Here is a 23,618-nt window from a genome sequence, read left to right on the forward strand (position 1 = left end):
AGATTAAATGAAGAAATTACATATTTTATTATTTGCGATAACCTTTGGAAGTATCGCAGCACAAGAGAAGAAAGAGAATATTAATCACAAAAAAGAAAAAGATATGAAAGTATTATTTGTATTGACCTCTCATGATAAATTGGGAGACACAGGGAAAAAAACAGGATTTTGGATTGAAGAATTTGCAAATCCATATTATACATTATTAGATAAAGGTGTAGAAATTACTGTTGCAACGCCAAAAGGAGGTAAAGCTCCTATAGATCCTAGTAGTGATAGTGAAGATGCTCAAACTGAGGATACAAAGCGTTTTCACAATGATAAAGATGCACAACAGGTAATTAATACTACAAAAGTTCTTGCAGACATAGATGCAAGCGATTTTGATGCTGTTTTCTATCCTGGTGGACACGGTCCGCTTTGGGATCTATCTAAGGATAAAACTTCAATTAAATTAATTGAAACCTTTAACGCTAAGAAAAAACCTATAGGATTTGTATGTCATGCTCCGGCTGCATTGAAAAATGTAAAAGGTGAAAATGGAGAACCCTTAGTTAAAGGAAAAAAAGTAACAGGATTTACAAATACGGAAGAAGAAGCCGTACAACTTACTAATGTTGTTCCTTTCCTAGTAGAAGACATGTTGAAAGACAATGGAGGAATATATTCTAAATTAGGAGATTGGGAAGAATATGCTATAGTAGATGGAAATTTAATTACTGGTCAAAACCCTGCATCTTCAGGATTAGTTGCTGAGAAATTATTTGAGATGCTAAAGAATTAAGATTTGCATCACATCATTTTAAAAAGCCTGTAACTTAATTGTTACAGGCTTTTTATTTTTAAGACAAAGATCTGAGTACCAGCAGCCAAAGAATTCTAAATTTTTTTCTTAATACTTAATTAACAATACTTTACGGTATCCTTAATTCCTCCGTATGCGTGTTCTTACTACTTTAGAACTGCGATAAACAACTAACCAATCCACTAAAAATTAAAAGTATGGCAGAGATTAAAATTAGAAAAAAGAGCCCAATATGGCCATGGATATTACTAGTGCTTATAATTCTTGCAGCACTTTGGTATTTCTTCATTTATCTAGATACGGCAGACATAGATGATGCAGACGAGGTTGATGATTTGAATACAGAGCAAATTGATGACGAATCTTATAATTCCGAAGACAATACAAATTCAGATGCTTATTCTGAAACAGATTCTACTTACAACACTTCTGGATCTAACCAATTATCTTCACAACCAGTTACCACCACCATCGCAGATGCTAATAAATCTATGATCGATCTTATTGATGCGGTAAGAACAAAATCTTTACAGACCAAAGTAACTGTCAATAATGATTTAAAGGCTCAAAGAGAAAAGTTGGTTAAAACCACTTCTTCTACTTCAGAAAGTTCTTGGATGAATACGATGAAGTCTAGCGGAGATCAAATAATTGCGGCGATGCAAACTTTGCAAAAAGAAAAATATCCTCAATTAACTAATGAAGTTACAAGTGCACAAAATTCATTACAAATGGTTGATGCTTCTAAAACTTTTGAAGATCAAAAAGCGAGAATAGATACGTTTATTAGAGACGTTGTAACCACACTAAATAAAATGCAATAATTTATAATTTGAGAATTATGGAAAAAGAAAATAAACATTTGTATTATCTGGAAGAGTTGTCTGATTATAAAGTAGATAGTCATTATTCTGATGTTACCGGATGGCCAGTAAAAGACCTTAACAACAGAGTAATTGGTAAAGTAGACAATCTTTTGGTGAATAAAGAGCTAGAAAGAGTAGTTTACTTAGATGTAGAAGTTGATAGATCTATTATAGAAGCAAATCACGATCCATACGGTAGACCTGCAAATATCGAAATTCGTGAATTTGTAAATAAGGAAGGAGAAAACCATATCATCATTCCAATTGGGATGGTAAGTATAGATGATGATCAAAAATTTGTTTATACAGAGAGTATCGATCATCAAACTTTTTCAGAAACCAAACGTGTGAATAGAGGTACTTTGATTGATAGAGATTATGAAAAGGTAGTTCTAGGATCTTATAATAGAGAACATTCTGATAGAAGAACAAATCCGCAGTTTGTAGATGATACTAAGATCATTCAGGAAAGAGAATCACCTTATAGATCTGATCGAGATATTAGTGTTAATGATCATAAAAGTGAAACCCATGATCGAAAGATTGATAAGAATCAGGATGATTGGTCTGCAGAAAGAAGAGCTTTGGAAGATGAAAGAAAGAAATTGAGAGAAGAGCGTTTGAAACTTAAAGAAGAAAGAGAACGTTTAAAGGCTGAAAGAGTTCGATACGATAATTATAGAGAGCGTAGCAGCGCTAATGAAGATCTTGATCTTGATGATACCAACGATGATCTTTTATATGATAAAAATCTATACGAGAACGATAGAGCATTTTATGATAGAAAAGAATTTGGTAATAGTAATTATAAGAATGATTAGAACATTCTTTAGATCAAAAAAGATCCCTGAGACCAAAAGTTTCAGGGATCTTTTTTGTTATTCTGTTACGCTTTCCACTTCTTTTAAAGTTGCTTTTTTATTCATCCTAGATATCAAATAACTGCTTGTAATAATTAAACTACCTCCAAAGAGAATATTCCAAGTTAATGGCTCGCCCAGCACTAAATAGCCCAGTAAGATAGCACTTACCACTTCAAGATACATTAGTGTTGTAGCTGTAGAGGCAGTTAAATGACTTAGACCGTAGAAGAAAAGTTTGAAAACTACGATCCCAATAAGAAATCCATAAAATACACCCATACCAATATGAGATAAATCAGCTTCCGGTAAACTCATCAAAAAAGGTACAAAAACAATGGCACCAATTATATTCTGAAAGAACACCATTTGGTTCTTACTATACCTATGATTTTCAGCTTTAAATAGCACAACAGTTGTAGCATAACCAATGGAAGCTCCTATGGCTGCTAGCATTCCAATAAAATCTCTAGAGTAAAAACTGAATGGTTTTCCTATATACGTAATTACAATACCTACAAACGCTAAGAGTAATAATAAAACTTGTTGTCTCTTGATCTTTTGCTTAAAGAAAATTATTTCTATCGCTGTCACAAAGAGTGGATAGGTATAGAAAAGCACTACCGTATTTCCAATAGAGGTGTACATATAGGCCAACAAATAAAGATACATTCTAATAGCATTAATAAATGAAGCCAATAACATTTTCTTATTGTTGCCTTTAAAATGCAATTCTCCATCTTTATATAAAAAAGGAATTAATATAAGAATAGGAATAGCTGTTCTAAACCATGCGATAGAGCCGGTAGTCATGCTGCTCATATATTTTATAAGCAACCCATTGGCACCCGCTAAGATTGCACATATAATTATAGCGTAGATAGGTTTTTTATTCATCTAAATATTCAATTTTACTATTTTTAATTATGCAGTTCTTTCCTGCTAGAAAACTTCCAATTTTAATTTTGAACGATTTAATGTAGGCAGTCATTAATATTTTAAAACCTTCCACTACCCTACTACTATTTAGAATTCTAAAATGAGTTAATTGGTAAAGGACAATCCTAAAAACAGAAAATTCCAAAAATCTATAAGACTTTTGGAATTTGTAGTATTAAAACGCAGGGTTTTAAGCAGTTTGCATTTCAAGATCTTTCTTAGATTTTCTATAAAGAAAAGAGTTGAAAATATTTCTTTTGGCAAATCTAAATTGACGATCAGAATTGATCAATTTTACAAATAAAGCTTTATTAACACCAAAATACTCGTAAGTAGTTCCGTCCATAAAACTAATTTCTAAAACATTCCCTTTATGCTGAAAATCTGAAATTCCAGATTCGCTAATAGTTTTATTATATTCATCTAAGTTAGCTGCAATAGTTTCTGGAGCAATACTTACTAAAAAGTGGTATCCATCTATAATCTGCTTACTTTTAATCTCGGCTTCGGCGTGCTTTTCATCACTTTCCTGAAATTTATCCGGATGCCATTCTTTAACTAAATTTCTATAAGAAGTCTTTAATTGCTTAAGATCTATATCTTTCTCAACATTAAATAATTTCTTGTATTCGTTTACACGCTTCATAAATGCCTCATTTTTAATGAGGCGCGAAACTACGCCTTTTTTCTGTATAAACAAGCTATCTAATTACTAGCGACTAAAATTTATCTGTTTCATAACACTGCATAAAGAATTTGCAACCCATAAACATTCTAATAATCTATAGAAACTAAATAGTCTGCCCTACACTTTTACATGTAAGCAGACTTTTTAGCTATTACTTCTAATAAAATATTATTGCTTTATAAATTGTGCGTCAACAATCATTCTTACCTTATCTGAAACTACAATATTTCCGGCTTCTGTAACTCCATTCCAAGTAAGGTTAAAATCTTTTCTATTGATCTCTCCTTTAAACTCAAATCCGGCTTTCGTTTGTCCGTATGGATCTACAGCAGTTCCGTTATATTCCACTTCTAAACTAACAGGTCTAGTTACATCTCTAATAGTTAAATCTCCTTTTAAAGTATCTCCATCAAAAGAAGTTGATTTAAATTTTAACTTTGGAAATTTTTCAGCATTAAAGAAATCGTCCGATTTTAAATGCGTATCTCTATCTTTATTCTTAGTGGTAATTGATGCTACCTCTAAAGAAAAGTCGAATTGAGCATCTTCAAAATTCTCTTTGGCAGCTTCTAGACTTCCTTCAAATTTTTCAAATTCTCCTGAAACTGTAGAGATCATCATATGTTTTACTTTGAAAGTTACATTAGAGTGTGACTCATCAATTTTCCAAGTATTCTTTGTGTTTTCCATGTTTGTTATTTTTAATTATTAGACCTATTATATTAATTCAGTTGCATTGGAACTTCCATTAGTAACACCTTGGCATTACTATTTGCAGTAACATTAAATTCGTTTATTTCCCAAATCCCAAAGCCATCTCTTTTATTAAGTTTTTGATCATTGATACTCACATCACCTTCCAGCACAAAAACATAAACTCCATTTCCTTCCTTATGTATTTTATAATCTTGAGACATGCCTTCATCGAGATCTCCCATGTAGAACCAAGCATCCTGATTTACCCATACTCCAGCATCATCAGCATTTGGAGAAAGCACTTGATATAATTCATTTTTCTTCTGAAGATCTCTTACAGAAACCTGATCGTATCTTGGAGCCAGATTTTTCTTATTTGGAAAAATCCAGATCTGTAAAAATTTAACTTGCTCGTCTTTATTCTTGTTATGCTCAGAATGCATGATACCGGTTCCGGCACTTAAAATTTGAACATCTCCTTGTTTTATAACCGTTTGGTTTCCCATATTATCTTGATGTTCTAAGTCTCCTTCTAACGGAATCGAGATAATTTCCATATTATCATGAGGATGTGTTCCAAAACCTTTTCCGCCGCTCACTGTATCATCATTTAAAACTCTTAATACTCCAAAATTCATTCGTTCTGGATTATGATAATTTGCGAAACTAAAACTGTGATAACTATTTAACCAACCATGGTTTGCATGGCCTCTTGTCTCTGCTTTGTGCAATATTGATTTCATATCTATTCTGAATTATTTGATTACTAAAACCGAGTATAGAACGTCGCTTTTATTGATAGATCAAATTTAGATAGATATGAGCTAGGGAGAAATATTAAAATACCAGCAAGGCTTATGAAAATCCGAGATATGCTTTAAATTTCAAATTTTGAAGGACTTATTCCGGTGTGCTTTTTAAAGAAAATACTAAAGTTGGCAGGGTCAGAAAATCCTAGCTGGTAAGAGATCTCTTTGGTATTAAGATCTGAAAACTTAAGAAGTCTTTTTGCCGCGATCAAGATCCTGTTCTGAATATGTTCTTTGGCACCGGTACCTGTAAGCGATTTTAAAGATGCATTTAAATAGTCTGGAGTGATATGCAATTCTTCGGCGTATTGCGAAACCATATGCCAACTTTCAAAATTTGTTTCCAGTAATTCTTTGAAATTTCTTAGGAGCGAAACTGAAGCTTGCGTATTTTGGGTGTTACTGTCTTCAGAAAGAGAACAGACATTATTACTTTGAATCAGCAATAGCTTAAGCAATGCACCAATGGCCTGATATTTAAATTTTCTATTGGTAGCTTCAAACTCATAGACCTCCTGGGCAATTAAACTGAACTTTTCAAATTCTATATCTGTAAGCTGTAATGGAGGATTCATTCCATAATCATTAAAAATATAGAGATCATCTATAAAACATTTTTCTATTCCGTTTTCAATTAGAAATTGCGATGAAAAGGTAAGGATATGTCCATACGACTTTTTATTTTCTATGATTTGATGTACCTGCCCCGGACTTAGAAAATACATCTGATTATTTGAAAGTTCGAATTCGTTGAAATCTATAATATGTTTTCCGGAAGCCTGTTTTACAAGTAAAATAATATAATAATCATGCCGATGCGCTTCATCTGGTCTTCCTTGAGTAATTTCATAAACATCTTCCATTCTTTTAATATTGAATGAAAGTGCCTCGTTTTCAGGATGTGTATGTGAATATTTTTTTATCAGCTCCATGGAGTAATAAAGATACAGAAGTGAATTTCAATATTCAATTTGTAAAGAGCTTAAATTTATAAAATTGAATACCTTCTAAATGAATTTAAAAATCTAAAAAGCCAGAAGTAATGTTATTCTGGCCTGTTTAGTTATATAGATTTTAAATACAACTGCTCTACTTTTTCTCGAGCCCATGGAGTTTTCCTAAGAAATTTAAGGCTAGATTTTACAGACGGATCATGCGTAAAACATCTAATATTGATGCGACTTCCCAACTCTTCCCAACCATATACTTCTTGCAGAAATTCTAAAATATCGGCCAATTTCTTCCCATGAAGCGGATTATTTGCCTGCTCATTATTCATAACTCTTAAATAATATTTAATCTTACTTTCTTCTTTTTTAGTTTGCTATTATTCAATTTGGCAATTAATTGACCAGCTAGATCTGAGGGAACAGAAACAAATGCACAATCTTGCTTTAGCTCTATAGTACCAAGTTGCTCTTTCTCTAGATTTCCTTGTTTTAGAAAGAGTCCGGCAATATCTCCTTTAGAGATCTTATCCTTTCTTCCTCCTGAAATAAATATAGTTTTCCAACTATTGCTTTCAGAAGAATGATTTTTTGTCAATTCTTCTGTCTTTGTATTTGGGTGAATAAATTCTGGTAAATCCTCTTTTACCCATTTAAGAACATACGCAGTTCCATTATTATCTACTCTTGCTGTTCTACCGTTTCTATGGGTGAATTCCTGGCTTTTTAGCGGAAGCTGATAATGAATGATGAACTTCATCTCTGGAATATCTATTCCACGAGCTGCAAGATCTGTAGCGATAATAAGCTTATGAGTTCCGTTTCTAAATTTTATAAGCGCACGTTCGCGGTCTTTTTGATCTAATCCACCATAAAAACACCCGTGTGTAATATTCTTATCATTCAAATGATCACTTACTCGCTGTATGGTGTCTTTAAAATTACAGAAGATGATCCCGGGTTGATCTCCTATATGATTCAATAGATCTACTAACGTATTCAGTTTATCTTTTTCTGGAGAGATCACCGTTTTGATCTCTAATTTTGAAACTCCTTGATCTAAATAATCTATATAAACTTCATTTTTAAGACCAGCAAATTTTGGTATTTTGATCTCTTGTGTTGCAGAAGTCAGCACTCGTTTTTTAATATTGGGAAGTGCTTCTAAGATCTCCGTCATTTCATCTTCAAATCCTACTTCCAGCGATTTATCAAATTCATCCAGAATTAGAGTCTCAAGAAAATCTATAGAAAAAGTTCCTTTTCTTAAGTGATCTGCAATTCTACCAGGTGTACCAATTAGGATAGCTGGGGGATGACTTAATTCTATCTTGTCTTTAGACATGGGTCTACCGCCATAGATAGCATTGGCTTTAAAACCTGCTCCCATTTCGCGAACAACCTGTTCTATTTGAATAGCAAGTTCTCTAGATGGAACCAATATCAATGCCTGAACTTCATGTAGATCGAGATCTAGCTCGTTAAGAGTAGGAAGTAAAAAAGCGAGCGTTTTTCCTGTTCCGGTTGGAGAAAGTAATACCACATTATTGTTTTCGGCAATAATTTGATGCGCTTCTTCCTGCATAGGATTGAGTTTTTCAATACCTAATTTATTCAGGATCTCCTGATTGTTTTTAATAGAATTTGACATTTGGCAAAAATACGTTTAAAAAAAACTGAAATCTTCGCTTAAAGCTAAATTCTTAAAAATCTACCAATCTATTGGCATATAATCTTTTAAGAATTTCCCGCTCCAATGTTTACCGGAATTAATTCCGTCTATAAGTGGATCCATAACACGAGCTGCACCATCTACAATATCTAAAGGAGGTTGAAAATCATGAACTTCCACTTTCTTTTTAGACAATTCTGCAGGATCTTCATCTGTAACCCAACCAGTATCTACGGCATTCATAAAAATTCCGTCTTTGGCTAAGGTTCCTGCAGAAGTATGCGTAAGCATATTCAAAGCAGCCTTCGCCATATTGGTATGTGGATGACGATCTTCTTTTTTAAAGCGTTGGAATTTTCCTTCCATGGCAGAAACATTTATAATATGCTTCATACCCGTATTTTCTTTCTTCATCAATTCTGAAAGACGGTTACACAGAACAAATGGCGCAACAGAATTCACTAACTGCACTTCTACCATTTCGGTGGTTTCTATCTGCCCTAATTTCAATCTCCAGCTATTGGTCTTTCTAAGATCAACCTGTTGTAGATCTGCATCTAACTCACCTTCCGGAAACACTTCTTTTGCAGATAATGAATTATCAAAAGTATAAGGAATTTGAGATAATTTAGCCGACGCTCTTATACCAATTCCTGGTTCCGGCCCATGCCACGTAACTGGAAGTACATTATTTTGAGTATCTGAAGCGCCATCTGTAAGCGATCTTAATTCGCTTAAACAAGCTTTATGATCTTGAAGTAAGTTTTGAGCAAACTGAGGTAAAGAATCTATAGGTGTTTCTTCCTTCGCCATTAAATGTTGATAGAATCCGGCTGGTCTTCTTACTGTTTGTGCAGCATTATTAATGAGAATGTCCAACCTGTCATACTTCTGCTCTATATAATTACAGAAGATCTCTACACTTGGTATATGTCTTAGATCTAGTCCATGAATTTTTAAACGGTCTCCCCAATCTTGAAAGTCATCCTCTTTAGAAAAACGCAGTGCAGAATCTGCAGGGAATCTTGTAGTTGCTACTACCGTTGCTCCAGCTCTTAAAAGCATTAAAGTAATATGGTAACCAATCTTAAGCCTAGAACCTGTAATTACTGCAACCTGCCCTGTAAGATCTGCGGTTTGAAATCTCTTTGCATAATTGAAATCTCCACATTCCTGACACATCGTATCGTAAAAATGATGAAGTTTTGTGTATGTTTTTTTACATACATAACAGTTTCTTGGAGACTCTAGTTCTAATTCTTTTTCTTCTGGAAGTTCTAATAATTTAGGCGCTATGAAAATAGTTGCTTCTCTGGCACTTCTAATTCCGGTTTCTTTACGTGCATGCTTATCACGCTCTATCATCTTGCGCTTAGCAGCTTTTTTGGCGTCTTTTCTACGTCTTGTAAATTCGTCTTTTTGAGGTCTGGTTAGTTGTCCCGCAGCTTTCATTAAAGCAATACGCTTTTCTTCCGGTAGCTCAAAAACCTGATTGGTATTACCTACCAACTGCTCTAACATGGAAATACAAGAATCTATTTCTTCCTGACTTAGTTTCGCTTTCCCTTCCATTTCTTTATGCACTTTTTTTGATGAATTTCAGGCTGCGAATATAAGTATAAAATCTAATGCTGAAATTGGAAGTTTTATTAGGATGCTATATCGAAATATGAGCGACTTTGAAATGAATTAAAAGCATAAAAAAAGCTTCAATTTAATTGAAGCTTTTATAAAAATTATTTTTTGAGCAGAATTAATTAGATCTTTTTCACTCTAACTGCATTCATTCCTTTCATTCCTCTTTCAAGTTCATAAGTTACTTTGTCATTTTCTTCGATCTCATCGATTAAACCACTTACGTGTACAAAGTACTTCTCTTGATTAATAGAATCCAGAATAAAACCGAATCCTTTAGAATGATCAAAGAAAGAAACTTTACCTTCTTTAGGTGCGTTTTTATCTTCTTCATCACCCTCTTCTTTTTTAGGAACTCCCAAAACTATATCTTCTGCCTCAACCTGTATTTTATTAGATGGATCTGGAGGAGTATCTGTTAAATTACCATACTCGTCTACATAAGCTATCTCAAAAGAACTACCTTTTCCTTCGGCTTTACGTTCTTCTTTTTTCTTATTCTTCTCCTCACGTTTCTTCAAACGTTTTTTCTCTTTTTCTATTTTATTAAAGGTTTGTTGCGATTTTGCCATTCGTTTATTTTAGTTATACTGATATTATACAATTTAAGTAACGTGATATTTTTAGGAAAGATTGAAAATCTTTTAGTGGTAAATTAAAAAATTTTCGAAAGATTTCTCCGGTATCTTAGCTGCCGGATATCATGATGCTTAAACTACTGCAAATATAAGTCTTAGAATTTAATTTTTTGAATAAGAAAGTCATAAAATGTTTTAAGAATATATAAAATTTTAAAAAGTTTAGTTAAAATAACTTGTAATCCTTCCAAAAGGTTTTATTGTTTACACCATAACTAAACTATTAGCGTGATTATTCATCGTATCTTTGAGGTCCATTCCTAATATTTACAATTTGCATCCAAAGAACATACACATAAAAGGTTACGACCTTAGAGAGCTTGCTAAATCTCATTCTGCTTTAAATAAGTATATAAAGATCAATGAACACGAGAAGGAAACCATCGATTTTGCTAATCCAGACGCGGTCTTTCATTTAAATAAAGCCATTCTAAAAGCAGATTATCAAATTTCAGATTGGAAAGTTCCTGCAAATTATCTTTGTCCTCCAATTCCTGGTAGAGCAGATTATATTCATTTTTTAAATGACCTAATTGAGGATGAAACATCAGGTAAATCTAAAATTAAAGGTTTGGATATTGGTGTTGGTGCTAATTGTATCTACCCTATTCTAGGAGCCCAGATCTATAATTGGAAAATGTTTGGGTCTGATATTAATCTTGCATCAGTTGAAGCAGCTAAGGCAAATGTTCGCCTAAATCCTGCGCTTTCCGATAAAATAGAAATTAGACATCAGGGAGACGCCTCAAACATATTTAAAGATATCATTAAACCAAATGAGTATTTTGACTTTACAATGTGTAATCCACCTTTTCATGCTTCAAGAGAAGAAGCAGAAAGCAGCAATTTGAAGAAGTTGAAAAATCTGGAATTATCTGAAGATATACGATTGAATTTTGGTGGTAAGTCTAACGAACTTTGGTGTAATGGTGGTGAGGCACTTTTCATTAAAAGAATGATCAAAGAAAGTATCAGTTATAAAGAACAAGTAGGTTGGTTTACTTGTTTAGTTTCAAAAAAGGAAAATTTGGTGAAACTTAAGAAGCAACTCACTAAGTTAAAAGCAGAATTTAAGGTAATTCCTATGAATCAAGGTCAGAAGAAAAGCCGAATTCTAGCCTGGAAATATTCAAATTAATTATACTAAAATAAGGCTTAACTTTAGTGCTAAGCCTTAATTAGATGTTCCAATTGATTTCTACTCAATTATTCATTTATAAATTTGAATATTGAAGAAAAATCTAAGTCCCCCTGCCCTTTTTGTTTTGCTTGTGCATAAACTTCTTTTGCTGCATTAGTAAGAGGTACAGCCTGATTTAATTCAAATGCAGTTTCTGTAAAGAGGTGAAGATCTTTTTGAAGATGCTTCAACGGGAAGTTAGGCTCGTAATTCTCTTCATCTAATCTATATCTAAAAACATTTAATATAGGAGCAGTTACCGGAGTATTCAGAAGTACGTCCATTGCCATTTTCTTATCCAGTCCCAAAGCCATACCTAACGAAACACTTTCCGAAAATGCAAGCATACTTTGCCCTAGTAATTGATTTATCATGATCTTCATCGCAGAACCTTTACCATGATCTCCCATATGAACTGCTTTTTGACCCATAAGATCAAAAAGGGGGTTAAGTTCTTCCATATCTGTAGCCTCACCTCCTACTAGAAAGAGTAATTCTCCTTTTTCTGCAGGAACTTTAGAACCGGAAACGGGAGCATCTAAAAATCTAATATTATTTTTAAGAGCTATTCCCGCCATTTTCTTGGTGAAACTTGGGTTTACGGTACTAGAATCAATCCAGATGCTTCCTTCTTTCATTTCATTCACAAACCCATCTGTTCCTATTGCAAGATTTTCAACCGCATTTGGATCTTCTAGCATTGTAAATAAAACATCAATATCTTTAGCCAATTCTGCCGGAGAATCTTTCCAGATAGCTCCTTTCTCTATTAGTGTATCTGCTTTATCTTTAGTTCGATTGTAAACATACAATTGATGATCAGACTTTAATAGATTAGAAGCCATAGCGCTTCCCATTATTCCTAAACCTATAAACCCTATTTTCATAGTCTAAATTTTAAATTAATTATTATCCTCGTGTTCTTTTATATCTTTTCTAAGATCTAATTTTCTAAAAGATGGTAATGCTATTCCGGTGGTTACAACCGTAAATAATGTCATAGTTCCACCAAATACAACAGCAGTAACTGTACCCATCCATTTAGCGGTTAATCCACTTTCAAAAGCGCCAAGTTCATTAGAAGAACCTACAAACATTGAATTTACAGAGGCTACTCTACCTCTCATGTGATCTGGTGTTTTAAGTTGTAGGATGGTTTGTCTTATGATCATAGAAATACCATCTGTTACTCCACTTAAGAAAAGTGCTATTACAGACAACCAAAACCAGGTAGATAGACCAAATACTATAATGCAGAGCCCAAATCCAAATATTGCTGCCAGTAATTTCATTCCTGCATTCTTATTTAAAGGAAAATAGGCAGATGTAAACATAGTTATTAAGGCTCCTACCGCTGGAGCAGCTCTTAAGATACCAAACCCTTCTGGTCCAACCTTTAGTATATCCTGCGCATAGATTGGTAATAAAGCAACCGCACCGCCAAACAGAACCGCTATCATATCCAAAGAGATTGCTCCTAAAATGATCTTGGTACTAAATACGAACTTTATCCCTTCTTTTAAACTTTGTAACACCGGCTCACCTATTTTAGGATTGAGTATAGGTTTTCTAGGAATTTGAGATAAAAAGATAAGAGCCATTAAAGAAAAACCAAAGATCAAGCACATAGACCAATGTACTCCCATCCAGTTTATAGTGAATCCGGCTAGTGCAGGTCCTAACACTGCTCCCATTTGCCAGACAGAACTACTCCATGTTGCAGCATTAGGGTATATCTTTTTTGGAATAATTAGCGAGAATAAAGAAAATATAGTTGGACCAAGGAAAGCTCTTACAATTCCTCCAAGAAACACTAAAAAATATATACTATATAGAATGACCTTTGTAGAAATATCTTGTACCATTTGGGGCCAAGTAAGCAAAAATAAGCCGAAGCTTACCACCGAAAAGCCCAAGATACATTTAACCAATAATCCTTTTTTCTCTTTTTGATCTACTATATGCCCTGCAAAAAGCGCGAGTGAAACTGCAGGAATTACCTCCATCAATCCTATAATACCAAGAGATAAAGGGTTTTTGGTAATACTATAAACTTCCCATTCTATAACTACAAATTGCATAGACCAAGCAAAAACCATAGCGAATCTTACTGCTAAAAATATATTAAACTCCTTATATTTCAATGCAGCATACGGATCATAACTTCTCATTTTTTAACTTCAATCTTTAAATTGTAACAACCAACCTATAATTTCAACATAGATTGGCTGTTCATTATTCTATTTTTACTAGCATTTAAATCAACGGTAAAACCATCATTTAAAATAATCTCCCCGAAATCCTGCTATTTCTACAGGTCTAACATTTTAGAGGAGTTTGCTTAAAAGTAATTGTCTAAATCAAAATTAATATATATAAGTTCAAAGTTGTTGATTAAGTCTTTTAATTTATAGAACTTATTGAGTCACATTACAGGTGTATACTGGAAGAAGCCTTTAAATTATTTACATTAATTAACAAAAAGTATTAAAAGCTTCTCAATTTGGATACAATTATGAACCAATCTTGCATCCATAGACTATCTTTAACTTATCAATTAAAAAATATATAACCACAAAATTATTTTATGGAAACTACAAGAGAAAAATCGAGAGAAGAAAGTCACAAAAATTTAGTGAACAACCTTCAAGAATTATTAGAGAAGAATTATGATGCAGAAAGAGGATTTAAGAAAGCCCTAGAGGATGCGGATAGCCATGGATTAAAAGAATTCTTAAAGATGCAAGCGGTTCAAAGAAATAGATTTGCTACAGAATTAGATAAACAAATTCGTGATCTTAATGAAGAACCTAAAGAAAATGGCAGTGCAACTGGAAGTTTACACCGTGCATGGATAGATATTAAAACTGCTTTTACAGGACAAGATGATGAAGCTGTTTTGGAAGAGTGTATTAGAGGTGAAAAAGCAAGTGTTGAAGAATACGAAGACAAATTAAAAAATAACAATTTTCCTGTACAAACTACAGAATTATTAGATAGACACTTGGTTGAAATTAGATCTACGCTATCTGAAGTTAGATCTTTAGAAGATCTTGCAGATCGTTTTAACTAAGAGATTGATTGTTAGTTAGTTTGAAATCCTGTAGTTCCCTCGGACTGCAGGATTTCTTTATTATAGACGTACCTATTAAAATTATCAATGCTTAATCTTTTATTATAGGTATCATAAGAACTGGTATTACTGTTCTTTCCAAAACCTTTGATGCCACTGTGCCCATTAGCAATTTTTCTAAAACAGAATGACTATGAGTACCCATTACAATTAGATCTGCTTCCCATTCTTCGGCATAGTTTAAGATTCCACTAGAGGTTTCACCTTCCGCCAAATGAGTGGTGATAGTTGAGTCATTTAAATGTTCTGCAGCTTTCTGTAGAAAATCTTCTGCAATTTTCCTTAGGTCTGAGATCAAATTTAGATCTGCATTCATCGAATTATATCCTTCATAACCCAAGAAACTTGGATATTGAATTCCATAATAACTTATTTCTGCAAGTGTGTGAAGCAAACAAACTTCTGCATTCAAAGTCTTTGCTAATTTATAACCTGCCTTTGCTACTTGTTCTGCAACAGGATTATAATCTAAGGCAATCAAGATCTTTTTCATTTCTATTTATTTATAACTTAAAGCTACAAAAAGTAATTATTCGAAAGGTGGAGAATCAAGGAAAAACTATAAATAACATAAAGCTTCATATTTATCAGCAACTGATAATTCTTGTAGCAATACTTTTATTGGAATGATTAAAAAGTGCTGTTATGAAAACTGCTATGGAAGATGCTAAAGAGAAAATTCACAATAAACTCGTACGTAACTTACAAGAATTTTTAGCCAAACAATATTCCATTGAAAAAATAATAAAGAGACAATTTCAGATAGTAAGAATGAAAAATTAAAAAGTTTTTTTTTAAAAAAATCTCGCTAAAAGACTTAATCACTTTGCTACAGAATTAGTTAAAGAGATAAGATTACTAAATGAACATCTAGTTGAAAGAGATACTTCACCAAAAACATTTCAACAAATTTGGAAAGATTTTTTTTCTAATTTTCGTGAGCGAAATGACAAATCTATTTTAAAAGACAGCTTATCAGCAATAAAACGAATGGAAAAAACCTATGAATTAAGTTTGGCAAATGATATATTCCCAGCGACTATAGAAGATGTTCTTAGAGCTCAATTAAATGAAGTTAAAATCAATATTTCTAGAGAAGATTCCTTTATTAATCTAAATAGTCGTTGAGAAGTATTTTTTATGCCAATGATATTAAAATCTACGTTTTCCTTATTTATCTCTCCGCCAAAGCTAAATTATTTATAAATGAACCTATTTCTACACTTGGGTGAATACTTTCATAAGATTTATTTTCATGATTTATATTCTTAAAGATAAGCGCTCTATTTAATTTTTCTAAAGTATCACAACCTGCACCTGCCAAGAGATCTCTAAAATCTTCTAATGTCTGCTCATGGTAATTTTTAACTCTTTTCCATTTATCCTCTACCACTAAACCGCGCATTAAAGTTGGATCGTTCGTAGCTACGCCGGTCGGACACTTATTACTGTCACATCTAAGTGCTTGTATACAACCTAGCGCCAACATCATTCCTCGTGCAGAATTACATATATCTGCACCTAAACTTAGCGCCTTAAAAATATCGAAAGCTGTAAAGATCTTTGTTGCGGTAATAACTTTAATATCTTTTTTCAAATTAAACCCTCTCAGCGTATCCACTGTAAAAATTAAGCCTTTTTCCCAAGGCATACCTACATAATTCGAGAAATCTATAGGAGCTGCCCCTGTACCTCCTTCTGCTCCATCTACCGTTATAAAATCTGGTTTGATACCGGTTTCCACCATTTTCTCACAGATCTTAATAAATTCTGATTTACTTCCGATACAAAGTTTAAATCCTATTGGCTTACCATTAGATAATTCACGCATTTGCTGCACAAATCTTAAAAGGCCTTCAGCATCATTAAATGCACTGTGCCCCGGAGGAGATAGCACTGCAGTATGGGGCTTTACACCTCTTATTTGTGCAATTTCCTCATTATTTTTGGAAGCAGGCAAAACCCCTCCATGTCCCGGCTTAGCTCCCTGAGATATTTTAATCTCAATCATTTTCACCTCCTTTGTTGCAGCTATCTTTTCAAATTTTTCGGGAGAAAAACTACCGTCATCTGCTCTACATCCAAAATATCCGGTACCTACTTCATATACCAGATCTCCCCCATTTAAATGATATGGAGAAATACCACCTTCTCCTGTATTATGAGAAAAGTTCCCCGCTTTTGCACCTAAATTAAGGGCCTTAATTGCATTTTTACTAAGTGCGCCATAACTCATGGCGGAGATATTAAATATACTTGAAGAATATTTTTGTTTACAATCTGGCCCACCAACTTCTACTCTTGGAGTTTCATTTAAAATTGAAGACGGATAAATGCTATGTTGCATCCATTTGTAATTTTCTTCTTCTACATTTAATTGAGTCCCAAAAGGATGAGTTTCTCGCTGTAATTTAGCTCTTTGGTAAATGTATGTTCTATGATTTCTATCTATAGGTTTACCATCTGTATTAGACTCTATAAAATACTGATGAATCTCCGGACTTATCATTTCTAAGAAATATCTCATATGCCCAATAACCGGGAAATTTCTTAAGATAGTATGCTTTTTTTGAACAATATCGTATATACCAACCGAGAATATAATGATGCCAAAACACACAAAACCGTAAACCGGCCAAAGGATAGTTCCTACAATTAATAAGACAATAAGTAAACAGATAAAGGTAAAGCGGATAGCTTCTCTCATGAGGAAAATTTTAGATACTATTAAAGCGAAAGAATTGCTTTTGTATTTATTAGCATCTAAAGTTACAAAAAAGTATAGCTTGGATGCTGTTAAGGATATCTCAATAGATTTGAAATACCTTGAGAATTAAAAGATTAGTAGTAGAATAAAAAAGAATTTAAAAAGTTATAATCTTAATAATTAGACGGTAAGACTTTAATAAAAAGCGTTAAAACAGATATGTTGAGCTAAATAAGTATTCTTAATAACTAGTAATTATTGCTTTACTATAATCATACTAGCTTTAGCTCCGGTTAATAAATTCCATTCACTTGTTGAGATAAGTTCTCCTAATTCACCTAGAACTTTTAATGCAGCAGTATTAGGCCCAGATGCGCCTTGATTTAGAGCTTCGAATTCTATAGTATTGAATCCCGGTTCTAATGTTACAAGCACTGGAGTAAAATTACTTCCTAATTCGAGGTTGTTCATTATCAATTTCCCATTAACTGTAATTCTAACTCTATCTCCATCTACATATTGATAATCTCTGCAATAAACTTCTACAAACTTGCCTGAAGTTATATGATCCCCTAAATATTGATTTTCCCTATGACCTTCTTTTGCAGCTGCATCTTCCGTCCATTTTTTTTCTACAAAATCTCCCGCCGTCATTAAGCCATTATCTGTTCTCATACTGAATTCTTCTTTCTTGGGAGTAGGATAATTTTCAGCTTTCTGTGTTCTGCTAATGAATGGATTTTTAGAGGTAGCATTTGGAATATTATTAGATGTAGGGATAGAAGAGCCACTACTACGCTGAATTGGAAGACTTTTAGTAGAACTTTCTACCTGAGCATTAATTGAGCTTGTAATAAATGTTACTAATAGTATAGAGAATAAATATTTCATCGAATTAAAAATAAGGAACGCTGATTTATTTTATAAGTATCAAATATAAAACCAATTTTCTCCATTCTTGTAGGAATTATAAATATGACTTGGAGAGAACTAAGAATTCTACTTAACTTTATCAAAAAACAAAGCAATGCAGATCATCAATCTTCAAGATAACAACTCTATATTAAATAAATTCATTTCACAGTTACGCGATGTATCACAACAAAATGATAGAATGCGCTTTAGAAGGAATATAGAACGTATTGGAGAAATTATTGCTTATGAAATAAGTAAAGATTTACAATATGAAATGAAAGCAGTTGAAACCCCATTGGGAACTTCACATATTAACTGCCCAAAAGAAGATATTGTTATTTGTTCTATACTTCGTGCCGGATTACCATTACATACTGGAATTTTAAATTATTTTGATTCTGCAGAGAATACTTTTATCTCAGCCTATCGTCATCATATTAATGAAAAGGATTTTGAAATTAAAGTGGAATATCTAGCTTCTCCATCTTTAGAAGGAAAAACATTGATCTTAGCAGATCCTATGCTTGCAACTGGAAGTTCTTTTATCAACGTTTTTAATGCCTTAAAGACAATGGGAACTCCAAAGAATATTTATTTAGCCTCAGTAATTGGCGCACAGCCGGGAGTGGATAACCTACAAAATGAACTTCCAAAAGATGTTAAATTATTCATAGCTACGGTAGATAGAGAATTAAATGATCAAGGGTACATTGTACCAGGATTAGGTGATGCCGGGGATCTTTGTTATGGTTCTAAGTTACAGCATTAGAAGTAAGTATAAATTTATCTCCTTCATTAGATTCAACCTTTTATTGAACAGTTTTACTGCATTGATATTATATTAAAAAATTGTTAAACAGCAATTTGTTATACTAGATAGAAAATCAGGTCGTTTTCTGTGAAAGACTCTTCAACCCAAATTAAATAGGAGTCATAACTAAAATTACCTAGAAATGAAAAAAACCTTATTAGTAACAGTTTTATCGGTAGCAATGTTTACCTCTTGTGTCTCGAAGAAAAAATATGTAGCCTTAGAAGGTCAATTATCAGACACGCAAAGTAATCTACAGCGTACCACTGTAGAAAAAGAAGAAGCTCAAAGAAAATTAGACGCTATTGAAGCGAGAGTTTCAGATTACAATGCAAAGATCAATTCTTTAAAAGAATCTAATGACGCTAAGATGGAAATGAACGATCTTACCGTGATGTCTAATAACACGAAAGAGAAGATGCGAGCTACCATTGCAAAAATGGATTCCTCAGAATTTGAAGGAGCAACTACTCTAGAAGATTCCATTAATTTGGCAGTTTCTTATAATCTTAAGCAATCTATTTCATCAGAAGGAGAAAGTGATGATGTTAATATTACTGTAGATAAGACGGTGGTAATGATCAACGTTTCAGACAAACTTTTATTTAATAGTGGAAGCTATAGAGTAAATAGTAAGGCGAATGGCTTATTAAAGAAATTGGCAGAAGTTATAAATTCTGAGCCTAGTATGGAAGTGATGGTGGAAGGTCATACAGATGATAGAAAGATGGTAAAAGAATCTTACCTTCAAGACAACTGGGATCTAAGCGTAAGACGTGCAACTTCAATTGTAAGATTATTACAAGATAAGTATAATGTAGACCCGTCAAAATTAATTGCTGCAGGTAGAAGTAGTTATTCTCCTTTAGTTGAGAACACTTCAAAAGATAATATGGCTAAAAACAGAAGAACAAGAATTGTGATCATTCCAAATCTTGATAAATTCTTTGCTATGTTAGATTCTGAAAAGTAATACATGTAAATAAAATGAAAAAAGGCCCTAATTTAATTAGGGCCTTTTTTTTATACAGCAGATAGAATTTCTATTTTTTTGATATCTGGTTCTTCCTCCAATAATTCTGAAGATTTTTCTTTTAAAGCATTTGCTATCGCTCCGTTTAAGTGAGCCTCTCTTCCCGCTTCTGTTTCAAAAGTATCAAAGATGCCAAAAGTACTTTCATCTATTTTAAATGAGTACCAAGTTATGGTCTTCTCTTCTTTCCTCGCTAAATTAACAGCTTCTTTAATAAAATTTGAAACTTCCATTTCCTTCCCTGGCTTCGCTTTAAGGGTGGCTAGTAAACCTAATTTTTTCATAATAACATTTTTTTTAATTAGAAGAAATTCTTCAATTCCCTATTCCTCTAATTTATTACTATAATAAGCGTTGAAACCAATATTGGCAAAATTTTAATTGTAGGAAGAAAAATTTAAGATATATCTTTAATTAACTGTTTTTAAGATATTTATCTATTATCTAGACGAGAAGCTCTTAACTATATCTTAAAGTTTTATGTATTTCATCGATTATTTATGTATTTAATCGGATAACGGGAATATATTTTTATCTTTAATCAAGCTAATAATAAATAGCATTTATGCAAATTCGCTCTCTTTACATATTCTTCTCTTTAATAATCCTATCTGGAGTAGGTTATGCCCAAGCGACTGCAAATTTCACAGCCTCTGCAACTATAATAGAACCTATTACAATTACTACCACTTCTCAAATGAACTTTGCTAGTATTGACGCTAAGAATGGTGGTGATGTAGTTCTAACTCCAGATAATAACAGATATACTATAGGAGAAGTTGAATTAGAAGATGCAAGCACTGTTGCGGCAGCAAGTTTTACGGTAACAGGACAAAAAGGATATACGTATGATATCTCTTTACCAAAATCTGAACATGTGCTTACCAACGGTTCTGAAGAAATGATCATAAAGAATTTTACCACAGATCTAAATAGTGGTTCATTAGCAGGTGGCAGCCAAACTTTTCGTGTGGGTGCCACTCTACAAGTGAATCCTAATCAACAACCTGGTATGTATGCTACTCCTGGAAGTTTAAATGTTACAGTAAATTATAATTAATAATCTTTTAGCTAAATTATTAGACCTCCTCTTTTAATTTTAGAAATAAGTAAAGATTACGCTATTTCCTTCCTTCAGTAATACTATTTTCTCTTACTCTATCCTATTTCCTCCTAAATTTCATGTTAACCAACTACAGTTAAATGCATTTCAACGAGTATAAATTGCCGCTTAACGAATATATTTTGACGGTGATGACATTTAGTGTCATATTTGCCTTGTTAAAAAAAAATAACAAACCCCAAAACCTACTTAACATGAAAAAAATTACTTTTATCCTACTAGCACTTATTTCAGGTACAACTTTCGCACAAAACTCATCTAAAGAAGCTGCTGATGTTTTAGCTGTTATTGCTCAGCCATTAGCTCTTACAACTTCTGGGAATTTAGATTTTGGAACTATCGCTTCTCCAGAAGCAGCAAGTGATGTAGTATTGTCGCCTGCAAATGAAAGAACTATGTCGGATGCTATGAAAATTCCAGGTAATTTAACTACATCGGTTCCTACTTTTACCGTTACTAAAGAAACTGGTTTAACTTATAAGATCGTTACTTCTAAAACAGATCTTGAATTGGATGGTGCAGATGATATCGTTATTAAGAATATAGTTACAAGTTTAGAATCTGATAGTGGGGTAACCGCTTCTTCTTTTACCGTAGGTGCTACAATAGCATTAGGAGCTAGTCAAGCACCTGGTAATTATAAAGGTGAAGTTGCTGTAACTGTGAGTTACGAATAACATATATAGATTAATATATTATAAAACGCCGCCCATTGTGGCGGCGTTTTTCAGTTTTAAAGAATCTTTGTCTAACCGTTATTGCGAGTCAAAATGAAAAATTATATTTTCATCATACTTATAATCTTATGCGTTTTTAACGTTACCGCACAAAATTCAGCTTCAGCAGCTATAAATAGTAGAGCAACTATTATTGATCCAATTAAAATAGACAAAACTGTTGATCTTGATTTTGGAAATGTGATTAGTGCTTACAATCCCGGTCAGGTAATTCTATCTCCCGATGGTTCTAGAGTTGCATTTGGTGTAGAGATCTCGAGTTCGATGCCTGGAAATGTTAATCCTGCAGAGGCTTTGGTTACCCATGGTAATAATAATTATGCAATCACCCTTCCTGACGAATTCACTTTGTATAATCAGGAAAATCCAAACCAGATCTTAACAATCAATCGTTTTACCGTAAAACCGCAAGAAGGGAATATTATGGACCTTATTAAAATTGGAGGCACCTTAAACCTTGAAGCAAATCAGGTTTCTGGTACCTATACCAACTCTTCTGGGTTCAACATTACAGTATCCTATAATTAAATTAGTATTTTCTTAACAGGTTATAACTAATTTATTACCTTTGAAACCAACCTACTAACATTAATCCAACCCCAAGGATATGCTAAAAACTATACCCTATACCCTATTATTAATCCTTATATTTTCTTCATTAACTACATTTGCTCAGGGTGATCTTATGATCATGCCTAAACGTCTGGTTTTTGATGGATCTGAAAGATCTCAAGAGATTAACCTCGCTAATACAGGTAGTGATACTGCTGTATATGCCGTTTCTTTCGTGAATTATATAATGACCGAAAAAGGGAATTTTGAACAGGTGGAAGAACCAATTGAAGGGCAGCGATTCGCTACAGATTTTTTAAGATACTTCCCTAGAAGAGTTAGTCTGGCACCAAATCAGGCTCAGACAATTAGGGTTCAACTTACTAAAACAGGAAATCTTAAACCGGGAGAATATAGGTCTCATATGTATTTTAGAGCCGTAGAGGAGCAAACTGCTTTAGGATCTGAGACTAATGAAAGTAGTGAAGGTATTTCTATAAATATCAAAACTGTATTTGGTATTAGTATCCCTATAATAATTAGAGAAGGTGAATCTAATACTATTATTAAACTGTCAGATTTAGAATTAAGTAAGCAAGGCGAATTTCCAAGATTATCTTTAACCCTTAACAGAACTGGAAATATGTCTGTCTACGGAAGTTTGATCGCCAATCATATAGCTAATGATGGTAAGAAAACAGAGATTGGCATTGTTAAAGGTGTTTCTATATATACTCCAAATACAAAAAGGGCCTTTAGTTTTGAACTTAGAGAAGCTTCAAAGGTGGATCTAAACTCTGGTACTTTAACTGTTAGTTATATGGAAGACAAAGATGAAGTTTTAGCAACTAGCGAATTAAGCCTATAGGTTT

At 33.1% G+C, this 23,618-nt stretch carries 28 protein-coding genes; 13 read left to right on the plus strand and 15 right to left on the minus strand.

Annotation, left to right across the window (positions count from 1 at the left end; all coding sequences use genetic code 11):
* Positions 1-7 precede the first annotated feature (7 nt).
* The 3 genes from P163_RS14650 (at position 8) to P163_RS18360 (ending at position 2,492) form a co-directional block, all read left to right on the plus strand.
* The gene (locus tag P163_RS14650; protein WP_197055442.1) at positions 8-784 is read left to right on the plus strand and encodes a type 1 glutamine amidotransferase domain-containing protein; all 777 of its coding nucleotides are present in this window, start codon (positions 8-10) and stop codon (positions 782-784) included.
* Positions 785-1,002: 218 nt separating this feature from the next.
* Positions 1,003-1,629 (plus strand): hypothetical protein, encoded by a 627-nt coding sequence (locus P163_RS14655; RefSeq protein WP_034892880.1) that lies wholly within the window; start codon positions 1,003-1,005, stop codon positions 1,627-1,629.
* Between the two features lie 17 nt (positions 1,630-1,646).
* Entirely contained in the window at positions 1,647-2,492 is an 846-nt protein-coding gene (locus P163_RS18360) for a hypothetical protein (RefSeq protein ID WP_156100717.1), read from the plus strand.
* A 57-nt stretch (positions 2,493-2,549) separates the two neighbouring features.
* On the opposite strand, the gene P163_RS14665 is transcribed toward P163_RS18360, so the two are convergent.
* From P163_RS14665 to P163_RS14710, 9 genes are all read right to left on the minus strand, one after another.
* Complete coding sequence (locus tag P163_RS14665) at positions 2,550-3,428, minus strand: DMT family transporter (RefSeq protein ID WP_034892883.1); 879 nt, start codon at positions 3,426-3,428, stop codon at positions 2,550-2,552.
* Positions 3,429-3,660: 232 nt separating this feature from the next.
* On the minus strand, positions 3,661-4,116 hold the full coding sequence (locus P163_RS14675; protein ID WP_034894448.1) for a KTSC domain-containing protein: 456 nt from the start codon (positions 4,114-4,116) through the stop codon (positions 3,661-3,663).
* A gap of 210 nt (positions 4,117-4,326) precedes the next feature.
* Positions 4,327-4,848: a YceI family protein gene (locus P163_RS14680; RefSeq protein WP_034892889.1), complete on the minus strand. Its 522-nt coding sequence runs from the start codon at positions 4,846-4,848 to the stop codon at positions 4,327-4,329.
* Between the two features lie 32 nt (positions 4,849-4,880).
* Positions 4,881-5,597 (minus strand): pirin family protein, encoded by a 717-nt coding sequence (locus P163_RS14685; RefSeq protein WP_034892892.1) that lies wholly within the window; start codon positions 5,595-5,597, stop codon positions 4,881-4,883.
* A 134-nt stretch (positions 5,598-5,731) separates the two neighbouring features.
* Positions 5,732-6,595, minus strand: a complete 864-nt coding sequence (locus P163_RS14690; protein WP_051931260.1) for an AraC family transcriptional regulator — start codon at positions 6,593-6,595, stop codon at positions 5,732-5,734.
* Positions 6,596-6,726: 131 nt separating this feature from the next.
* Positions 6,727-6,942 (minus strand): VF530 family DNA-binding protein, encoded by a 216-nt coding sequence (locus P163_RS14695; RefSeq protein WP_034892895.1) that lies wholly within the window; start codon positions 6,940-6,942, stop codon positions 6,727-6,729.
* Between the two features lie 5 nt (positions 6,943-6,947).
* Positions 6,948-8,261 carry a DEAD/DEAH box helicase gene (locus tag P163_RS14700; RefSeq protein WP_034892898.1) on the minus strand — a complete coding sequence of 438 codons (1,314 nt, stop codon included), beginning with the start codon at positions 8,259-8,261 and terminating at the stop codon, positions 6,948-6,950.
* Between the two features lie 60 nt (positions 8,262-8,321).
* The gene (locus P163_RS14705) at positions 8,322-9,854 is read right to left on the minus strand and encodes an SDR family NAD(P)-dependent oxidoreductase (RefSeq protein WP_034892901.1); all 1,533 of its coding nucleotides are present in this window, start codon (positions 9,852-9,854) and stop codon (positions 8,322-8,324) included.
* A gap of 185 nt (positions 9,855-10,039) precedes the next feature.
* Positions 10,040-10,489 (minus strand): cold-shock protein, encoded by a 450-nt coding sequence (locus P163_RS14710; RefSeq protein ID WP_034892903.1) that lies wholly within the window; start codon positions 10,487-10,489, stop codon positions 10,040-10,042.
* A gap of 340 nt (positions 10,490-10,829) precedes the next feature.
* Between P163_RS14710 and rlmF the strand changes: the two genes are divergently transcribed.
* Positions 10,830-11,693: a 23S rRNA (adenine(1618)-N(6))-methyltransferase RlmF gene (rlmF, locus tag P163_RS14715; protein WP_034892905.1), complete on the plus strand. Its 864-nt coding sequence runs from the start codon at positions 10,830-10,832 to the stop codon at positions 11,691-11,693.
* 68 nt (positions 11,694-11,761) lie between these two features.
* On the opposite strand, the gene P163_RS14720 is transcribed toward rlmF, so the two are convergent.
* Together P163_RS14720 and P163_RS14725 are read right to left on the minus strand one after the other, a co-directional pair.
* Positions 11,762-12,622, minus strand: coding sequence for an NAD(P)-dependent oxidoreductase (locus P163_RS14720; protein ID WP_034892907.1), 861 nt, complete (start codon positions 12,620-12,622; stop codon positions 11,762-11,764).
* A 15-nt stretch (positions 12,623-12,637) separates the two neighbouring features.
* Complete coding sequence (locus P163_RS14725; protein WP_034892908.1) at positions 12,638-13,906, minus strand: MFS transporter; 1,269 nt, start codon at positions 13,904-13,906, stop codon at positions 12,638-12,640.
* Positions 13,907-14,322: 416 nt separating this feature from the next.
* Here P163_RS14725 and P163_RS14730 point away from each other — a divergent pair, with 416 nt between their 5' ends.
* Positions 14,323-14,808, plus strand: a complete 486-nt coding sequence (locus P163_RS14730) for a ferritin-like domain-containing protein (RefSeq protein WP_034892909.1) — start codon at positions 14,323-14,325, stop codon at positions 14,806-14,808.
* Between the two features lie 91 nt (positions 14,809-14,899).
* On the opposite strand, the gene P163_RS14735 is transcribed toward P163_RS14730, so the two are convergent.
* Positions 14,900-15,361, minus strand: coding sequence for a universal stress protein (locus P163_RS14735; protein WP_034892910.1), 462 nt, complete (start codon positions 15,359-15,361; stop codon positions 14,900-14,902).
* 152 nt (positions 15,362-15,513) lie between these two features.
* Between P163_RS14735 and P163_RS18365 the strand changes: the two genes are divergently transcribed.
* Positions 15,514-15,651, plus strand: a complete 138-nt coding sequence (locus tag P163_RS18365; RefSeq protein WP_156100718.1) for a hypothetical protein — start codon at positions 15,514-15,516, stop codon at positions 15,649-15,651.
* A 207-nt stretch (positions 15,652-15,858) separates the two neighbouring features.
* Complete coding sequence (locus P163_RS18370) at positions 15,859-15,996, plus strand: hypothetical protein (protein WP_156100719.1); 138 nt, start codon at positions 15,859-15,861, stop codon at positions 15,994-15,996.
* Between the two features lie 46 nt (positions 15,997-16,042).
* On the opposite strand, the gene P163_RS14740 is transcribed toward P163_RS18370, so the two are convergent.
* Together P163_RS14740 and P163_RS14745 are read right to left on the minus strand one after the other, a co-directional pair.
* Positions 16,043-17,575, minus strand: a complete 1,533-nt coding sequence (locus tag P163_RS14740; protein ID WP_034892911.1) for an FMN-binding glutamate synthase family protein — start codon at positions 17,573-17,575, stop codon at positions 16,043-16,045.
* A 255-nt stretch (positions 17,576-17,830) separates the two neighbouring features.
* Positions 17,831-18,466, minus strand: coding sequence for a hypothetical protein (locus P163_RS14745; protein WP_034892912.1), 636 nt, complete (start codon positions 18,464-18,466; stop codon positions 17,831-17,833).
* Positions 18,467-18,602: 136 nt separating this feature from the next.
* On the opposite strand from P163_RS14745, the gene upp reads away from it, so the two are divergent.
* The gene (gene upp / locus P163_RS14750) at positions 18,603-19,259 is read left to right on the plus strand and encodes a uracil phosphoribosyltransferase (RefSeq protein ID WP_034892915.1); all 657 of its coding nucleotides are present in this window, start codon (positions 18,603-18,605) and stop codon (positions 19,257-19,259) included.
* A 184-nt stretch (positions 19,260-19,443) separates the two neighbouring features.
* Positions 19,444-20,274, plus strand: coding sequence for an OmpA family protein (locus P163_RS14755; RefSeq protein ID WP_034892917.1), 831 nt, complete (start codon positions 19,444-19,446; stop codon positions 20,272-20,274).
* Positions 20,275-20,324: 50 nt separating this feature from the next.
* Here the strand turns inward: P163_RS14755 and P163_RS14760 are convergent, their stop codons facing one another.
* Positions 20,325-20,618 carry a putative quinol monooxygenase gene (locus P163_RS14760; RefSeq protein WP_034892920.1) on the minus strand — a complete coding sequence of 98 codons (294 nt, stop codon included), beginning with the start codon at positions 20,616-20,618 and terminating at the stop codon, positions 20,325-20,327.
* Positions 20,619-20,899: 281 nt separating this feature from the next.
* On the opposite strand from P163_RS14760, the gene P163_RS14765 reads away from it, so the two are divergent.
* From P163_RS14765 to P163_RS14780, 4 genes are all read left to right on the plus strand, one after another.
* Positions 20,900-21,394, plus strand: coding sequence for a DUF4402 domain-containing protein (locus P163_RS14765; protein ID WP_081891342.1), 495 nt, complete (start codon positions 20,900-20,902; stop codon positions 21,392-21,394).
* A 257-nt stretch (positions 21,395-21,651) separates the two neighbouring features.
* Positions 21,652-22,134, plus strand: a complete 483-nt coding sequence (locus P163_RS14770) for a DUF4402 domain-containing protein (protein WP_034892923.1) — start codon at positions 21,652-21,654, stop codon at positions 22,132-22,134.
* A gap of 93 nt (positions 22,135-22,227) precedes the next feature.
* Positions 22,228-22,722, plus strand: coding sequence for a DUF4402 domain-containing protein (locus P163_RS14775; RefSeq protein WP_034892926.1), 495 nt, complete (start codon positions 22,228-22,230; stop codon positions 22,720-22,722).
* 79 nt (positions 22,723-22,801) lie between these two features.
* Positions 22,802-23,614 carry a molecular chaperone gene (locus P163_RS14780; protein WP_034892929.1) on the plus strand — a complete coding sequence of 271 codons (813 nt, stop codon included), beginning with the start codon at positions 22,802-22,804 and terminating at the stop codon, positions 23,612-23,614.
* Positions 23,615-23,618 lie beyond the last annotated feature (4 nt).

Origin of the sequence: Gillisia sp. Hel_I_29 (genome assembly GCF_000744275.1) — a bacterium.
GTDB lineage: Bacteria > Bacteroidota > Bacteroidia > Flavobacteriales > Flavobacteriaceae > Gillisia.

Coding starts and splice junctions, on each gene's coding strand:
- P163_RS18360 (WP_156100717.1), top strand. CDS start 1,647: ATGGAAAAAGAAAATAAACATTTGTATTATCTGGAAGAGTTGTCTGAT.
- P163_RS14765 (WP_081891342.1), top strand. CDS start 20,900: ATGCAAATTCGCTCTCTTTACATATTCTTCTCTTTAATAATCCTATCT.
- P163_RS14755 (WP_034892917.1), top strand. CDS start 19,444: ATGAAAAAAACCTTATTAGTAACAGTTTTATCGGTAGCAATGTTTACC.
- P163_RS14735 (WP_034892910.1), bottom strand. CDS start 15,361: ATGAAAAAGATCTTGATTGCCTTAGATTATAATCCTGTTGCAGAACAA.
- P163_RS14710 (WP_034892903.1), bottom strand. CDS start 10,489: ATGGCAAAATCGCAACAAACCTTTAATAAAATAGAAAAAGAGAAAAAA.
- P163_RS14690 (WP_051931260.1), bottom strand. CDS start 6,595: ATGGAGCTGATAAAAAAATATTCACATACACATCCTGAAAACGAGGCA.
- P163_RS14720 (WP_034892907.1), bottom strand. CDS start 12,622: ATGAAAATAGGGTTTATAGGTTTAGGAATAATGGGAAGCGCTATGGCT.
- P163_RS18370 (WP_156100719.1), top strand. CDS start 15,859: ATGGAAAAAACCTATGAATTAAGTTTGGCAAATGATATATTCCCAGCG.
- P163_RS14775 (WP_034892926.1), top strand. CDS start 22,228: ATGAAAAATTATATTTTCATCATACTTATAATCTTATGCGTTTTTAAC.
- P163_RS14760 (WP_034892920.1), bottom strand. CDS start 20,618: ATGAAAAAATTAGGTTTACTAGCCACCCTTAAAGCGAAGCCAGGGAAG.
- P163_RS14675 (WP_034894448.1), bottom strand. CDS start 4,116: ATGAAGCGTGTAAACGAATACAAGAAATTATTTAATGTTGAGAAAGAT.
- P163_RS14780 (WP_034892929.1), top strand. CDS start 22,802: ATGCTAAAAACTATACCCTATACCCTATTATTAATCCTTATATTTTCT.
- P163_RS14695 (WP_034892895.1), bottom strand. CDS start 6,942: ATGAATAATGAGCAGGCAAATAATCCGCTTCATGGGAAGAAATTGGCC.
- P163_RS14770 (WP_034892923.1), top strand. CDS start 21,652: ATGAAAAAAATTACTTTTATCCTACTAGCACTTATTTCAGGTACAACT.
- P163_RS14740 (WP_034892911.1), bottom strand. CDS start 17,575: ATGAGAGAAGCTATCCGCTTTACCTTTATCTGTTTACTTATTGTCTTA.
- P163_RS14745 (WP_034892912.1), bottom strand. CDS start 18,466: ATGAAATATTTATTCTCTATACTATTAGTAACATTTATTACAAGCTCA.
- P163_RS14680 (WP_034892889.1), bottom strand. CDS start 4,848: ATGGAAAACACAAAGAATACTTGGAAAATTGATGAGTCACACTCTAAT.
- upp (WP_034892915.1), top strand. CDS start 18,603: ATGCAGATCATCAATCTTCAAGATAACAACTCTATATTAAATAAATTC.
- P163_RS14705 (WP_034892901.1), bottom strand. CDS start 9,854: ATGGAAGGGAAAGCGAAACTAAGTCAGGAAGAAATAGATTCTTGTATT.
- P163_RS14655 (WP_034892880.1), top strand. CDS start 1,003: ATGGCAGAGATTAAAATTAGAAAAAAGAGCCCAATATGGCCATGGATA.
- P163_RS14685 (WP_034892892.1), bottom strand. CDS start 5,597: ATGAAATCAATATTGCACAAAGCAGAGACAAGAGGCCATGCAAACCAT.
- P163_RS14730 (WP_034892909.1), top strand. CDS start 14,323: ATGGAAACTACAAGAGAAAAATCGAGAGAAGAAAGTCACAAAAATTTA.
- P163_RS14700 (WP_034892898.1), bottom strand. CDS start 8,261: ATGTCAAATTCTATTAAAAACAATCAGGAGATCCTGAATAAATTAGGT.
- P163_RS14725 (WP_034892908.1), bottom strand. CDS start 13,906: ATGAGAAGTTATGATCCGTATGCTGCATTGAAATATAAGGAGTTTAAT.
- P163_RS18365 (WP_156100718.1), top strand. CDS start 15,514: ATGAAAACTGCTATGGAAGATGCTAAAGAGAAAATTCACAATAAACTC.
- P163_RS14665 (WP_034892883.1), bottom strand. CDS start 3,428: ATGAATAAAAAACCTATCTACGCTATAATTATATGTGCAATCTTAGCG.
- P163_RS14650 (WP_197055442.1), top strand. CDS start 8: ATGAAGAAATTACATATTTTATTATTTGCGATAACCTTTGGAAGTATC.